The organism is Streptomyces tubbatahanensis, from assembly GCF_022699385.1.
GTDB lineage: Bacteria > Actinomycetota > Actinomycetes > Streptomycetales > Streptomycetaceae > Streptomyces > Streptomyces diacarni.
Genome location: NZ_CP093846.1, coordinates 3,163,285 through 3,178,331, shown reverse-complemented (window position 1 = coordinate 3,178,331; position 15,047 = coordinate 3,163,285). Strand labels below are relative to the sequence as shown.

The window sequence follows — 15,047 nt, the reverse complement described above, 5'->3', positions numbered from 1 at the left end:
TTGTCCCGGGAAGGCGTCAAGAAACTCCCGCGGAGCAGCGCGCCGCTCGGCCGCGTCCCTCCTTCTCCGTCCCGGCACTGTCCGCTCCTTCCCGTCCCGGCACTGTCCGCTCCTTCCCGTCCCGGCGCTGTCCGCTCTCGTGCGGCACGCTCTCGTCGGGGGCGCTCTCGTCCGGCACGCTCTCGTCCGGGGTGCTCTCGTGCGGGCCGCCGACCGCTGCTCAGTGGTGTTCGGGTTCCTCCTCGCGCTGCCAGGTGGTCTCCTCCGCGGGCGGCAGCCTGCGCCGGCGGCGGCGCTTGAGCAGTGCCCAGGGGCCCCGCATCCCGGCGACCTCGGTGCCGCCCTCGGCCGCCGCCTCCGCCGCCGCACGGGCGACCGGCAGCACGCCCTCGCGACGGCGGCTGTCGGGACGCTCGTCCGGCCACAGCCCCAGCGCCGCGCACAGGGTGGGCAGGACCGCCATGGCGGCGGTGGCGTACCCCTCGGCGGACGGGTGGTAGTTGTCCGGGCCGAACAGCTCGCGCGGGTTCGCGGAGAACTCGGGCCCCAACAGGTCGCCCAGCGAGACCGTCCGCCCGCCCTCCTCGACGACGGCGATGGTCTGTGCCGCCGCCAGCTGACGTGAGAGCCGCCGCGCGATCCAGCGCAGCGGCTGCCCGACGGGCTCGACACTGCCCAGGTCGGGGCAGGTGCCGACCACCACCTCGCAGCCGGCCGTCCGCAGCCGCGCCACCGCGTCCGACAAGTAGCGGACCGAGCGGGCCGGGGACATCCGGTGGGTGACGTCGTTGGCGCCGATCATGATGACGCACACGTCCGGTGCCATGGCCGGCTCCCGTGCGCTCAGCAGCAGCGTGATCTGCCGCTCCAGGTCGTCGGACATGGCCCCGGACAGTGCGACGTTGCGCAGTTCCACGGGGCGCTCCGCCACGGCCGCGAGCGCGGAGGCCAGCAGGGCGCCGGGCGTCTGCCGCGCCCTGTGCACACCCTGTCCCGCCGCCGTCGAGTCGCCGAGGAAGGCCATGCGCAGCTCGCGCCCGGCGTAGAGCCTGCCGAAGGCGCCGCCGTACAGACCGTCGGCCTCGGGCGGCTCGTCGTCCGAGCCGCCGATATGACGTTTAGCCAGTTGGAGTTCGGTGAACAGCAGCCCGACCGCCGCCCCGCCGACCAGGCCGATTCCGCCGCCTCCGTAGGCGGCTGCGGTCGCGATTCGCCGGGCCACTCTCGCGCTCGACGCCTTCGACATCGGCATTGTGCTCTTCCGCCTCCCGCGTTGCCGTACTGATGGTTCGTCCGTCTTTGTGGTCAACCTGTTGTCGGTTGATTCGTCTGGTTGCGCTGGTTCGTCTCGTTCATCTCGTTCGTCTGGTTGTGCTGGTTCATCCGGTTCGCAGTGAGGGGGTGCGCGCCGTTCCTCGAGTGGCGCGCTGCTGTGGCGGACGATGTCCCCGGGGCCGTTCGGGAAGCCTCCCGAAGGGCCCTGGTCCGGGTGGTCGCCCAGTAGGTGGTGACCGTCCCGCCGCGCGCCGGGGCTCGTACCCCTCAAGACTGTGTTGCCCGCCCCGGACCGTGCTGCAACGCGCCCCCTGCGTGCGCGTGTTGCCCCATATGGTGTCGGCACGGGCCCGCGACCCGCGGCCCGCGACCACGACTACGCGCGGAGACCACGGTGCAGTATCACGAGTCGATGATCGAGCTTGTCGGCAACACCCCGCTGCTCAAGCTCACCAGTGTCACGGAAGGCATCCAGGCCACCGTCCTGGCCAAGGTGGAGTACTTCAATCCGGGCGGCTCCGTGAAGGACCGGATCGCGCTGCGCATGATCGAGGCGGCCGAGGAGTCGGGCGCACTGCGCCCCGGTGGAGTGATCGTCGAACCCACCTCGGGCAACACCGGGGTCGGTCTGGCCATCGTGGCGCAGCAGAAGGGCTACCGCTGCCTGTTCGTGTGCCCCGACAAGGTATCCACCGACAAGATCAACGTGCTGCGTGCCTACGGGGCCGAGGTCGTGGTCTGCCCCACTGCCGTCGACCCGGAACACCCCGACTCGTACTACAACGTCTCCGACCGGCTGGTGCGGGAGACCCCCGGGGCCTGGAAGCCCGACCAGTACAGCAACCCCGACAACCCCCGCTCGCACTACGAGACGACCGGGCCCGAACTCTGGGAGCAGACGGACGGGCGGATCACCCACTTCGTCGCGGGCATCGGCACAGGCGGCACCATCAGCGGCACCGGACGGTACCTGAAAGAGGTAAGCGGCGACCGGGTGCGGATCGTGGGCGCCGACCCCGAGGGCTCGGTCTACTCCGGTGGCAGCGGGCGGCCCTACCTCGTCGAAGGCGTCGGCGAGGACTTCTGGCCCGACGCCTACGACCGCACCATCACCGACGAGATCATCGGCGTCTCCGACAAGGACTCCTTCCAGATGACCCGCCGCCTCGCGAAGGAGGAGGGCCTGCTGGTGGGCGGCTCCTGCGGAATGGCGGTCGTCGGGGCGCTGGAGGTGGCCCGGCGCCTGGGTCCTGACGCCAAGGACGCGGTGGTGGTCGTCCTGCTGCCCGACAGCGGGCGCGGCTACCTCAGCAAGATCTTCAACGACGAGTGGATGAACGACTACGGCTTCCTGGAGGAGGGCGGCACGGCGGGGGCGCGGGTCGGCGACGTCCTGCGGTACAAGGAGGGCCCGCTGCCCTCCCTGGTGCACATGCACCCGGAGGAGACCGTCGGCGAGGCCATCGAGGTGCTGCGCGAGTACGGGGTCTCGCAGATGCCCGTCGTCAAGCGCGGCGCCGGCCACCCCGACGTGATGGCCGCCGAGGTGATCGGGTCGGTCGTCGAACGGGAGTTGCTGGACGGGCTGTTCGCGCAGCGGGCCTCCCTGGGGGACGCGCTCGACAAGCACATGAGCGCGCCCCTGCCGCACGTCGGCGCGGGCGAGGCCGTCGCCGACCTGATGGCCGTGCTGGAGGGCGCCGACGCGGCGGTGGTACTGGCGGACGGCAAGCCGAGCGGGGTCGTCAGCCGGCAGGACCTGTTGGCGTACCTGGCCCGCTGAGACGGGGGCCCGGGGGAGGCCTCCCCCGGGCCCGGGTTTTCCCCGCCCGTTTCGCCGTGCCGCCGCCTCTCGTCCCTCCGGGGCGGGGTCACTCCGTGGGGCCCGACGGGGGACTACTCGTGCGGTGCCGGTCCCGCACGGGTTGCTCGTACGGCGCCGGCCCCCGGGTGGGCCATTCCGTGTGCCGCCCCGGGGCGGGCTGCTCGTGCGGTGCGGCCCCCCGGGGCGGGCCACTCCGTGCGGTCCCCGGGCGGGCTGCTGGTGGAGGTGTCGGTCCCGGGTGGGCTGCCCGCGTGGTGCCGGCCCCCGGACGGGGCCATTCCGCGGGGCGCGGCGGGGGGGGACTACCCGTGCGGTGTCGGCCCCCCCCCGGGCGGGCCGCTCCGTGCCGCCCCCGGGCGGGCCACTTCGTGCCGTGCCGCCCCCGGGGGGCGGGCTGCTTGTGCGGTGTCGGCCCCGCCAAGGACGGGGTTGCCCGTGCGGGGCCGGTCCCGTGCGGGTTGCTCGTACGGTTCCGGCCCCCGGGCGGGCCAGTCCGTGCGCCCCCGCCGGAGACGGGCTGCTCGTGCGGGATGACTTCCGGGCGCGGCCGCTCCGTGCGGTTCCCGGGCGGGCTGCTCGTGCGGTGCGGCCCCCCGGGGTGGGCCACTCCGTGCGGGCCCCGGGCGGGCTGCTCGTGGAGGTGTCGGTCCCGGGTGGGCTGCCCGCGTGGTGCCGGCCCCCGAACGGGGCCATTCCGCGGGGCGCGGCGGGGGGAGGAATCACCCGTGCGGTATCGGCCCCGGGCGAGCCGCTCTGTGCCGTATCGGCCCGGGGGGGGCGGGCTGCTTGTGTGGTGTCGGCCCCGCCGGGGGCGGGGCTGCCGTGCCGGCCCCGGGCGGGCTCCCCGTGCCGTCCGGCCCCGGGCGCGGCAACCCGTGCGGCCCCGGGGCGGGTTGCTCGTGCCGTGTCGGCTCCCCGGGCGTGGCCGCTCCTCACGGTATCCGGACGGGCCGCTCGTTCGGTGGGGGTCTCCCCAAGGGGCCACACGTGCGGTGTCGGCCCTCCGTGTGGGGTTACTCGTGCCGACCCACCCCCCCCGGGAAGGGGGCACACGGGCCCGTGTGCCCACGGGGCGGGCCACACGTGCGTGCCGGCCCGCCTCGTGGGGCTCCGCACGTGGTGTGTGGCCTTCGGCTGTGGCTACTCGTTCGCGTCCCGGCGTCCGGGGGAGAACCAGGACCGGCTGGCCTGGAGGGCGTTGACGGCGACGATGCCGGCCCAGCAGGTGAACAGGCCTGTCATGCCGGCGTTGACGACGGCGATCGCCGAGAGGGGGATCGCCAGCACCAGGGAGGCGACCGCCAGGCCGAGCCGGGCGCCGAGGCCGTCGGAGAAGACTGGCGATCCCTGGTGGGGCCTGCCCGACGCGGCGCCGCGCGCGGCCACCATCTGCTGTTCCGCCAGCTGCCGGCGCATCCGCTTGTCGACGACGTTGTCGAGCCGTTGCTCCACCTTCTCCAAGAAGGCGTCGATCAGCTCGCCCTCGTACTCGGGCCCCAGCTCTCTGCGGGTGTGCAGGGTGGCGTCGAGTTCCTTCTTCAGCTCGGGATCGGGTGTGCTCATGCCTGTCACGGTACGGGCGCACGGGGTGGAGCGGAGTGGTGCTAGCACCCCTCCGCGGCGGGACCCGGCTGCACCACATTGCATGAAGTTGATCGAAACGAGTCTTGACGCGTCATCTTCGAGCACATAGCTTTCCGGGCATCAGGCTCCCAGGAAGGCCCTCCGGCGTGCGCAGACGTTCTCTCTTCGCTGCCGCCGCGACGACGTTCGGTACGACGGCGTTCGCGGCAGGCTGCGGCAGTCCCCCGAAACCGACCACCGCCTCGTCCAAGGGCGGCGCCGAACGCGGTCGGATCACCTACGGCGTCTGGGACGTGTACCAGATGCCGGCCATGGAGAAGGCCGCACGGGAGTTCGAGCGGACCAGACCGGGCGTGAGCGTGGACGTGCAGCTCACCCCGAACGCCACGTACTGGACGAAGCTGCGCACGGCCTGCTCGGGCGGCTCGGCACCGGACGTGTTCTGGATGAACGGGCCCAACTTCGGCCTGTACGCCGACAACGGGCAGCTGCTGCCGCTGGAGACGGAGGGCCCCGAGGCGATCCTCGACCCGGCCGACTTCCCGCCCGACCTGGCGAAGCTCTACCGCTGGAAGGGCACCCAGTACGGGGCACCGAAGGACTTCGACACGGTCGCGCTCTGGTTCAACAAGGAGCTGTTCGACCGGGCGGGCGTGGACCACCCGGACGACTCGTGGACGTGGCAGGACCTGATCACCAGCGCCCAGCGGCTGACGGACAGGCGCCGCGGGGTCTACGGCGTGGGCGCCCCGGTGCGCGCCCAGGAGAACTACTACAACTCCATACCGCAGGCCGGCGGCTGGGTGCTCTCGAAGGAACGCACCGAGTCCGGGTACGCGGACCCGCAGACACTCGACGGGCTCCAGCTGTGGATCGACATGATCCACCGCTACCGCGCCTCGCCCACCCTCCAGCAGCTCACCGACACCGACGCCACGCAGATGTTCCAGGCGGGCAAGCTGGCCATGACGTACGAGTGCTCGTACAACGCGGCCGTCTTCTGGGCCGATCCGGCGCTGCGCGGCAAGGTGGACGTGGCCCCGCTGCCGCGCGGCAAGCACCGGGCCAGCGTCATCCACGGCCTGGCCAACGTCGTCTACGCCAGGACGCCGCACCCGAAGCTCGCCCGGGACTTCGTGCGCTTCCTCTCCTCCAGGCGCGGCGCGCTCCTCCAGGCCAAGGGCACGGCCATCCCCGCACGGAACGGCACCCAGCAGCCGTGGGTCGACTCCATGCCGAAGTTCGACCTGAAGGTCCACCTGGACGCCGTGGACTACGCGGTGCCGTATCCGATCTCCACCAACACCGCCGCCTGGTCGCACAAGGAGCTGCAACTGCTGTCCCGGGCGTGGAGCGGGAACGAGAGCCTGGCCGACGTGTCGCGTTCCCTCACCAAGGCGATGAACCAGTTGCTCGCCCAGGAGGGGAAGGCATGAGCGTCGACGTCGAGGCCACCGCGGCGGCGAAGGCGCCGCCACCGCCCCCGTCCGAGGGGGCTGCCCGCTCCGCGCCCAGCCAGCGTGCGCTGCGCAAGAGGGAGCGCCGTTTCCTGCACCGCGACAAGTGGTGGGGCTACGCGCTGATCGCCCCCGCGGGTCTCGGTCTTGCGGTGTTCTACCTGTGGCCCGTGCTGCAGACCCTGTACTTCAGCTTCACCGAGTGGGGCCCCTTCGGCGGCACCTCGTGGATCGGGCTGGAGAACTACCGCACGATGCTGCACGACCCCGAGGTGTGGCAGTCGCTGGGCAACAGCCTGATCTACACGGTGCTGGTGCTGCTGGGCATCCCCGTCTCGATGGTGCTGGCCGTGCTGCTGAACCTGAAGGGCATGCGCGGCACCGGGTTCTACCGGACGCTGTACTTCCTGCCGGTCGTCACGATGCCGGCCGCCGTCGCGGTGGTGTGGCGCTGGCTCTACAACGGCGACGTCGGCATCCTCAACCAGGCGCTCGACGCGATCGGCGTCGACGGCACCTACTGGGTCTCCGACCCGGACGTGGTGCGGTTCGCCGTCGCCGCCGTCGGCGTGTGGATGACCGTCGGATACAACATGATCCTGCTGCTGGCGGGGTTGCAGGGCATCCCGCAGGACTACTACGAGGCCGCCTCCCTGGACGGGGCGGGGCGCGTGCGCCAGTTCTTCTCCGTCACCCTGCCGCTGCTGAGCCCGACGCTGTTCTTCACCACCGTGCTGTCGGTGATCCAGTCGCTCCAGGTGTTCGACCTGATCTACATGATCCTGGGCGCCAACACGTCCGTCGGCGTCACGAATCCGGCCTACAGCGAGGGCCAGACCATCGTGATGCTGTTCTTCCAGAAGTCCTTCTACGACAACCAGCGCGCGTACGGAGCAGCCATCGTCTGTGTGCTGTTCGTCCTGATCATGGCGCTGACCGCCCTCCAGTTCCGGTTGCAGAAGAGGTGGGTCCACTATGACTGAGACGAGCGTGGCAGCCCCGCGCCGCACGCGCCCCGAGGGCGGCCGCCCGCCGGCCGCGGCCCGCCGTGCGACCCGCAGGAACCGCGAGGGGCGGCTGTGGCCGGCGCACGTGCTGCTGTCCCTGGGCGCGGTCGTGACGGTCTTCCCCCTGCTGTGGCAGGTGCTGACCTCCTTCAAGTCGTTCGGCGAGTCGACCAGGGTGCCGCCGACGTTCCTGCCGGAGCACTGGGACTGGTCGAACTACGCGACGGTCTTCTCCTCGATACCGTTCACCGACCAGCTGCTGAACACCGTGCTGATGACGCTGCTGCGCACCGTCGCGCAGCTGCTGCTGTGCTCGATGGCGGCGTACGCGTTCGCACGCATCGCCTTCCCCGGGCGCGGAGCGCTCTTCCTCGGGTTCCTGGCGGTGCTGATGGTGCCCAGCCAGCTGTTCCTGCTGCCGCAGTACCAGATCATGCAGGACCTGGGCTGGCTCAACTCCCTGCAGGCGCTGGTGGTTCCCGGCATGTTCAGCGCCTTCGGGACGTTCCTGCTGCGCCAGTTCTTCCTCGGGCTGCCCACCGAGCTGGAGGAGGCGGCGAGGCTGGACGGGGCCAACCCGTTCACCGTCTTCTGGCGGATCGCCCTGCCGCTGGCCCGCCCCGGGCTGCTGGCCCTGGGCATCCTCACCTTCCTGTGGTCGTGGAACGATCTGATGTGGCCGCTGGTCGTCAACACCGACCCGTCCCAGATGCCGCTGTCGGCCGGTCTGGCCACCCTCCAGGGCGCGCACCTGACGGAGTACCCGGTGCTGATGGCCGGCTCCGTCCTGGCCACACTGCCCGTGATCGTCGTCTTCGTGGCGATGCAGCGGCACTTCATCCAGGGCATCGCCTTCTCCGGCATGAAGGGCTGAGCACCACGTGACCGGAACAGCTGGATATGACGTGACCGGAACGGCTGAAAACGACGTGACCGGAACGGCTGGAAACGACGTGACCGCAATGGCTGGAGACCACATGAGCGACACCACCCTCGCCCCGGCACCCGGAGGCGCCGAGGGGCCCCGCACCCGGGATCTGCGTCTGGCCGTCATCGGGCTCGGGCTGCGCGCCTCCCTCGCGCGGGAGGCGCACCGCCCCGGCGAGGGCTCCCGCGTGGTGGCCGCCGTCGACACGGCTCCGGCGATGTTCGCGCGGGCCCGCGAGTGGTTCGGCGACGACGTACGGCTCTACGGCGGCCACCGCGAGCTGCTGGAGGCCGAGGAGCTGGACGCGGTTTTCGTCATCACCCCCGACCACACGCACGAGCAGCTCGCGACCGAGCTGCTGCGGGCGGGTGTCGCCGTCTTCGTGGAGAAGCCGCTGGCCATCACCACCGAGGGCTGCGACCGGGTGCTGGAGGCGGCCAGGGAAGGCGGCGCCCGGCTGTACGTGGGCCACAACATGCGGCACATGCCGGTGGTGCGCACCATGCGGGAGCTGATCCAGCGGGGCGAGATCGGCGAGGTCAAGGCCGTCTGGTGCCGTCACTTCGTGGGGCACGGCGGCGACTTCTACTTCAAGGACTGGCACGCCGACCGCCGCAACACCACGGGCCTGCTCCTCCAGAAGGGCGCGCATGACCTGGACGTCATCCACTGGCTGGCCGGCGCCTACACCGAGCGGGTCACGGCGCTGGGCGGCCTGACGCTCTACGGCGACATCGACGACCGCTCGGGCCAGGCGCCGGGCGCGGTGATGCCCGACTGGTACGACCCGGAGAACAACTGGCCGCCGCTGGCGAACACGGGGCTCAACCCGGTCGTGGACGTGGAGGACCTGTCGATGGTGGTGATGCGGCTCCAGGGCGGCGTCCACGCCAGCTACCAGCAGTGCCACTACACGCCCGACTACTGGCGCAACTACACCGTCATCGGCACCGAGGGCCGGCTGGAGAACTTCGGCGACCACGGGGAGAGCGCCGAGGTGCGGGTGTGGAACCGGCGCAGCCGGGAGGGCTACCGTGCCGAGGCCGACCTCGTGGTCCCCATGCCCTCCCGCAGCGACGAGGAGGGCGGACACGGTGGCTCCGATCCGCTGCTGGTGGCGGAGTTCCTGCGGTTCGTGAGCGAGGGCGGCGCCACCGACACCAGCCCCGTCGCGGCGCGCGAGGCCGTGGCGGCCGGGGTCGCCGCCACCGAGTCGCTGCGGGACGGGGGCACGCCGGTGACGGTCTCCCGTCTCGCCCCCGAGCTGGCGCGGTGGTTCGCGGACGGGCAGGGCTGACACCTCCCGGGCCCCGGCCCCGTCCCCCGGTTTTCGGGCCCCCTTCGACCCTCGCCTCCCGACCCTCCGGTGGCCGTCTTGCCGCGGCGCCCGCTGGCTGCATAGGATTATGCACGGGAGGAGCGGGCTGAATGTGAGGTGCGGGATGGGCGGCGCGAGCGCGCGGTTGCTGAAACTGTTCGACGGACACCGGCTGACCCCGACCCAGCGCCGCATTGCCCACTGCATGGTCCGCAGGGCGGGGGACGCGCCCTTCCTCTCCAGCGTCGAGCTGGCCGAGCTGGCCGGGGTCAGCCAGCCCTCCGTCACCCGGTTCGCCGTGGCGCTCGGCTTCGACGGCTACCCGGCACTCCGCCGCCACCTGCGCGAGAGCGAACCGCAGGAGGGGACGGAACCCACCGCGGCAGGCGAGGATCCCGGCGGGCTCAACGAGTACCAGCAGGCGGTCCACGCCGAGATCGAGAACCTGCGGCATCTGGCCGCGCTGCTGGAGGACCCGGCACCCGTCGAACGCGCGGGCAGGCTGCTGGCCGCCTCCCGCCCGCTGCCCGTCCTCGGACTGCGGGCCGCGGCGGCCCAGGCCGGCGGCTTCGCCTACTTCGCCGCCAAGGTCCACCCCGATGTGCGGCTGCTCACCGAGGGCGGCTCGATGCTCGTCGACCGGATCGACGGCTGCGTGCGCGCGGGCGCGAGCGTGCTGATGTGCTTCGCGCTGCCCCGCCATCCACGCGAGACGGTCGAGGCACTGGAGCGGGCCAGGGAGGCGGGGCTGGCCGTGATCACCGTCGCGGACAGCGCCTTCGCACCCGTCGCCCGCCCCGGCGACCTGCTGCTGCCCGCGGCCGTCGGCACCGGCCTCGCCTTCGACACGGCCTGCGCCCCCATGCTGCTGGGCCGCGTCCTGCTCGAAGCGATGTGCGACGGCCTGCCCGAGGCGCAGGCCCGTCTGGAGGAGTTCGACGCGCGGGCGAGCGAACGGGGCCTGTTCGCGGAGTGAGCGCCGAGAGGTCGCCGGGGACAGCCTGACGGCGTGCGCCCAGCTGCCCTGACCCGCTCGGCTACCCGCGGCCGGGAACCGGTGCGGGGGCGCGCGCGTGCGGTGCTCGGCCCAGGAAGGCCAGCAGCCGGTCGGTGGGCGGCGCGTCGTCGGGCAGGGGCAGGCGGGGCCCGAACAGGGGGTGCCGGGCGCCGTCGTGCGGAACCAGGTGGCGGGCCACCGGCAGCAGGCGGGCCGCCAGGGGTACCGGCACGGCACGCTCGGGGTGTCCGGTGGACCAGGCGATGTCCCAGCCGTGCACCGCGAGTTCGACCGCGCCGGTCAGGGCGAGGGCCGTCGCCGTCAGGGGCGCGTCGGCCACGGCGACGATGCGGACGCCGGGGCGGGCGCCGGCCGAGGCACCCAGCAGGCGCGCCGCGCGCCGCCGGAAGGCGGCCGCGGGGTCCTGGTCCGGGGCCGCGAGCGCTGCCGAGCCCGGCTCATGGTCGTGCGGGTGGAGTGCGACGGCGCCCTCGGTGATGCCTTCGTGCAGTGCTGCCAGGGAGTCGTCCACGTGGGACAGCAGGGCGCCCAGGTCCCATGCGGCGCAGGGGGTGGGGCGTCCCAGCAGTGCGGGGGTCACGCACTGGGCGGCCCCCAGCGCGTATCCGACCGCGCGGCGCAGCAGTTCGGCCGCCTGTTCGGCGGTGTCCCCGCGGCGCCCGTCCTCCGTGCCGGATCCTTCGTCCTCCTCCTGGCGGAACACGGCGGTGCTCAGGCGGGTGTGCCGTCGTCGGTGGTGTCGCAGAGCTGGACGTAGTTGCCGTCCGGGTCTTCCAGCGTGCCCAGCAGCATGTGCTCGTCGACCGTCTCGATCGGGCGGATCCAGCGTGGGTTGAGCTGCGCGTTGAGCCGCCTCTCCATGTCACGGATGCCGGTGACCTCGACGTTGACCAGCACGCGGCCCGGTTCGACGGACTTGCGGCCCACGTCGTCACGGGCCTCGAAAAGAACGTACGTGCCGCCCAGTCGCAGATGCCGTACAGGGCCCCCGTCCTCGGCGCCGTCCCGCGTCAGGCCGGGCGCGAACACGTCCCGGTACCACTCCCACAGCCTCCTCGGATCGGTGCTGCCCAGCACGATCCCGCCCACCCGGGGGCTGCCCGGTTCCGTCGTCTCGCTCATGGCGTGCCGCCTCCCGCACTTCTCAGGTCGCCGGGCCCAGTGCACCGGTCCCGGAAAGAGGGACCGGAGGGAGGCGGAAAACTCATCGCGGAAGGCGCCGCACTTTGGCCCGAGGCCGCCCGTACGGGTGGCTGTCCGTACGGGTGGCTGTCCATACGGGCGGCTGGCCGTACGGGTGGCTGTCCGTACGGGTGGCTGTCCGTACGGGTGGCTGTCCGTTCGGGTGGCGGGCGCCGCGGGGCGGCACAACGCCGGAGCGGACGGCAAGGCTGCCGGGCACATGACTGCGATACCGTGACGGCTTCACGGAACGTGGCACGGAAGTTCGGCTGAGCCGTCGTGATCCCGGACGGGATCCTGGGCAGCCCCGCACAGATCAGGACCGTCGTGGACCGATTCGCCGCTGTCCAGCACAGGCTGCGCACCGCGCCCCCGCAGTCCCTCGCCGACGTCCTCGCCGACGAGCTGCGGGCCGGATACGGCGCGGGGCTCGTCGAGCTCCGCATGATCGACTACGGCATGACGTCGCTCCGCCGAGTGGACGGACATCCGGCCGACGAGGACGCGGTGTCCGTGTACGACAGCCCGCAGGGGCGTGCCTTCGGCGCCCAGGAACCGCACGTCACCCGTCAGACAGGTGACGGGGTCGTCGTCCACCTCCCGCTGACGGCGCGTGGCGACCGGCTCGGCACGCTGTCGGTGGGGCTGCCCGGCTCGCGGGACACGCGCGAGCTGCTGCCCGAGCTGCGCGAGCTGTGCGAGGTCGTCGGACACGAAGTCCTCGTCGCCGGACGGGACACCGACCTGTTCCTGCTGGCCCGCCGCGCCACCCGGCTCACGCTCGCGGCGGAGATGCAGTGGCAGCTGCTGCCCGGCCGCGCCTGCGTACGCCCGGAGTTCGAGGTCGGCGCCCACCTGGAGCCGGCGTACGCGATCTTCGGCGACGGGTTCGACTGGGAGGCCTCCGAGCGCTATCTGACGCTCAGCATCACCAACGGCATGGGCGAGGGGATGGAGGCCGCGCTGCTGACCAACCTCGCCACCAACGCGCTGCGCAACGCGCGCCGCGCCGGACTGGACCTGGCGGGCCAGGCGACGCTCGCTGACCAGGCCGTCTACGCGCAGTACCAGGGCTCCGCCTACGTCTCGGTGCTCCTGCTGCGCCTGGACCTGGCCACCGGAGCCGTCGAGGTGGTGGACGCGGGCTCGCCGCGCACCTGGCGACTGCGCGGCGGCCGCACGGTGGACACCCTCTCCTTCGACAGCCAGCTGCCGCTCGGCATGTTCGAGGACACCGTCTACACCGAGGAGCACTTCACGGCGCTGCCCGGCGACCGGCTGCTGTTCGGCAGCGACGGCGTCTACGACACCCCGGGGCGCGGGGGCGAGAAGTACGGCGACCGTTCACTGGCCCGCGCCCTGGCCGCCCACAAGCTCCTGCCCGCGACCCAGGTACCCGTCGCCCTGCTGCGCGAACTCGCCGCCTACCGGGGCGAGGCGCCGCTCCAGGACGACGCCGTCCTCATGTGCGTCGACTGGCACGGCCGCGACCGGGAGACGTCCTGACCTTCGTGGCCCGCGCTCCGGCGGACGGTCCGCCGGCTACGGCGTCAGGGTGATGCGCCGCACCCGCGCGTCCAGGTCCTCGCCCGGGTGGGCCGGGTGGGCGCGGGTGAGGGTGACGGGGACGACACGGTCGCGGGGCAGTGAGAACGACAGCGGCTTGCCCGACATCAGCGCGCGTCCGCTCAGCGTCCGCGAGCGCGAGCCGACGGTGAGCCGGTAGGAGGTGCCGGGGTCGGCCTCACCGGCGAACCTGACGTCCGCCCGGCCGCCTCGGGCCGTGGTGACGTAGGCGGTGCTGCGCACGGTGGTGCGCCGCTGCGAGCGGTAGGAGCCCTCGTCCGCGTAGCCGTGCCCGGTCTCCATGTCCTTCGCCGTGACGGTGCCGCGCCCGTCCGCACCCAGGTCGACGGTCTCGTCGGGGACGAGGCGCAGTGGCCCGCGCAGCCGGACGCGGACGACCGGCAGCACCGGATCAGCGGGATGCTCGGGCAACTGGACCACCAGGTCGTCGCCCTCGCGGTGCCAGTCGAGCCGCGCTCCGCCGGGGCCGTCCTCCGCCACCCCGGCCACGCGCGTCGCCAGGCCCGGCAGCCGCAGCCGCCCGTCGGACGGTGGCCGCACCGCGTGGAGGTACAGCTCGTGCCCGTCCACCGTCACCTCGCCCCAGGGCTGCCCGCCGAAGCGGGTGGCCGACGCCTCGAACCCGGCGCGGTGGTGGCGCTTCAGCCACGCGCCGACGCCGCGCAGCACGTCCGCCTCGAAGCCGACGACGGAACCGTCACCGCGCGGCCCGATGTTGAGCAGGTAGTTCCCGCCGCGGGCCCGTACGCTCAGCAGACCGCGCACCAGGGAACGGATCTTGCCGGGCTTGTCCTCGCGCCTCTGCCAGCTGCGGTAGCCCCACGTCTCGTGGTAGACGGAGGCGGGCGTCTGCCAGGCACCGTCCAGGGGGACGTCCGGTACCTCGTTGTCGCCCATCACCCGGAAGTCGCCCGCGTTGTTCCACACCCGGCTGCTGACCGTCGCGCCCGGCTGGAGCCGGTGCACCAGACGCGCGAAGCGGCGGCTCTGCGCGGCCGTCGGCGCCGACATGTCGAACCACACCTCGGCGATCGGCCCGTACCCGGTCATCAGTTCCCGCAGCTGCCCCTCGATCAGCGGTTCCATCGAGGCGGGGATCGGGTTGCTGTTGTCCGGGTCGAAGGAGTGGCCCGCGTGCCAGTCGACGAGGGAGAAGTAGACACCGAACTCCAGGCCCTGCGCGCGGCACTCGCGGGCCAGCGCCCGCAGCGGGTCCTTGCCGTAGGGGGTGCGGTCCACGACGTCGTAGTCCGTGGTGCCGGTGTCGAACATCGCGAAGCCGTCGTGGTGCTTGGCGGTGATGACGACGTACTTCATCCCGGCGTCCTTCGCCAGCGCGCAGACGGCGCCGGGGTCGAATCGGTCGGCGCGGAAGCGGTCCGCGACCTCGGCGTACTCCTTGCCGGAGATGTTCGCCCACATCTGTATCTGTTCGCTGTACCCCTCGGTGACGGGCTTGCCCTTCCAGACGCCGCCGAGCTCGGAGAAGAGGCCCCAGTGGATGAACATGCCGTACCGCAGCCGCTGCCACGCCGCGACGCGCGGGTCCGCGGAGCGGGGGATCTCACCGGGGATACCGCGGACGGCGCGTGCGGTGGACGGGTGCGCCGAGGGGGCTTCGGGCGGTGCGGACGCAGCGGCGCCTCCCGCCGGAGCCGCGCACAGCAGCAGCGCGAGCGCCGCGCCCGCGCACACCCCGCGCAGCGCCCGCCCTCGTGACCGGCTGAGCACAGACCTCACAGGTCCTCCCCTCTCGGACATCCGATGAAAGAGTCCGAGAGGGGGGCGCGCGTGTCAAGAGTGCGTACTGAGTCCGGTTCCGGTGCGGAGAGAGATCCTATCTATCCGGCGCCGTACGGGCGGCCG

Annotated in this window: 12 protein-coding genes; 7 read left to right on the top strand and 5 right to left on the bottom strand. The window is 72.5% G+C overall.

Going from position 1 to position 15,047, the window contains the following annotated elements:
- Nucleotides 1–220: 220 nt before the first annotated feature.
- Nucleotides 221–1,252, bottom strand: coding sequence for an SGNH/GDSL hydrolase family protein (locus MMF93_RS13555; RefSeq protein WP_242751545.1), 1,032 nt, complete (start codon nt 1,250–1,252; stop codon nt 221–223).
- 417 nt (nt 1,253–1,669) lie between these two features.
- Here MMF93_RS13555 and MMF93_RS13550 point away from each other — a divergent pair, with 417 nt between their 5' ends.
- Nucleotides 1,670–3,058, top strand: a complete 1,389-nt coding sequence (locus MMF93_RS13550; RefSeq protein WP_242751544.1) for a cystathionine beta-synthase — start codon at nt 1,670–1,672, stop codon at nt 3,056–3,058.
- A gap of 1,182 nt (nt 3,059–4,240) precedes the next feature.
- Here MMF93_RS13550 and MMF93_RS13545 read toward each other — a convergent pair.
- Complete coding sequence (locus MMF93_RS13545) at nt 4,241–4,663, bottom strand: hypothetical protein (RefSeq protein WP_242751543.1); 423 nt, start codon at nt 4,661–4,663, stop codon at nt 4,241–4,243.
- Nucleotides 4,664–4,830: 167 nt separating this feature from the next.
- Between MMF93_RS13545 and MMF93_RS13540 the strand changes: the two genes are divergently transcribed.
- The 5 genes from MMF93_RS13540 to MMF93_RS13520 all read left to right on the top strand — a co-directional run bounded on the left by MMF93_RS13540 (nt 4,831) and on the right by MMF93_RS13520 (nt 10,370).
- Nucleotides 4,831–6,120, top strand: a complete 1,290-nt coding sequence (locus tag MMF93_RS13540; protein ID WP_242751542.1) for an ABC transporter substrate-binding protein — start codon at nt 4,831–4,833, stop codon at nt 6,118–6,120.
- A complete protein-coding gene (locus MMF93_RS13535) occupies nt 6,117–7,124 on the top strand; it encodes a carbohydrate ABC transporter permease (RefSeq protein ID WP_242751541.1) in 1,008 nt (335 codons plus the stop codon). The genes MMF93_RS13540 and MMF93_RS13535 overlap by 4 nt, the downstream gene beginning before the upstream one ends.
- Complete coding sequence (locus tag MMF93_RS13530) at nt 7,117–8,022, top strand: carbohydrate ABC transporter permease (RefSeq protein WP_242751540.1); 906 nt, start codon at nt 7,117–7,119, stop codon at nt 8,020–8,022. The genes MMF93_RS13535 and MMF93_RS13530 overlap by 8 nt, the downstream gene beginning before the upstream one ends.
- A 103-nt stretch (nt 8,023–8,125) precedes the next feature.
- Entirely contained in the window at nt 8,126–9,373 is a 1,248-nt protein-coding gene (locus tag MMF93_RS13525; RefSeq protein ID WP_242751539.1) for a Gfo/Idh/MocA family protein, read from the top strand.
- A gap of 145 nt (nt 9,374–9,518) precedes the next feature.
- Entirely contained in the window at nt 9,519–10,370 is an 852-nt protein-coding gene (locus MMF93_RS13520; RefSeq protein WP_242751538.1) for a MurR/RpiR family transcriptional regulator, read from the top strand.
- 61 nt (nt 10,371–10,431) lie between these two features.
- Here the strand turns inward: MMF93_RS13520 and MMF93_RS13515 are convergent, their stop codons facing one another.
- Together MMF93_RS13515 and MMF93_RS13510 are read right to left on the bottom strand one after the other, a co-directional pair.
- Nucleotides 10,432–11,115, bottom strand: coding sequence for a TIGR03086 family metal-binding protein (locus MMF93_RS13515; RefSeq protein WP_242751537.1), 684 nt, complete (start codon nt 11,113–11,115; stop codon nt 10,432–10,434).
- 8 nt (nt 11,116–11,123) lie between these two features.
- On the bottom strand, nt 11,124–11,534 hold the full coding sequence (locus MMF93_RS13510; RefSeq protein WP_242751536.1) for a VOC family protein: 411 nt from the start codon (nt 11,532–11,534) through the stop codon (nt 11,124–11,126).
- Nucleotides 11,535–11,921: 387 nt separating this feature from the next.
- Here MMF93_RS13510 and MMF93_RS13505 point away from each other — a divergent pair, with 387 nt between their 5' ends.
- The gene (locus MMF93_RS13505; protein WP_242757545.1) at nt 11,922–13,100 is read left to right on the top strand and encodes a PP2C family protein-serine/threonine phosphatase; all 1,179 of its coding nucleotides are present in this window, start codon (nt 11,922–11,924) and stop codon (nt 13,098–13,100) included.
- 36 nt (nt 13,101–13,136) lie between these two features.
- On the opposite strand, the gene MMF93_RS13500 is transcribed toward MMF93_RS13505, so the two are convergent.
- Nucleotides 13,137–14,921 carry an alpha-L-fucosidase gene (locus MMF93_RS13500; RefSeq protein ID WP_242751535.1) on the bottom strand — a complete coding sequence of 595 codons (1,785 nt, stop codon included), beginning with the start codon at nt 14,919–14,921 and terminating at the stop codon, nt 13,137–13,139.
- Nucleotides 14,922–15,047 lie beyond the last annotated feature (126 nt).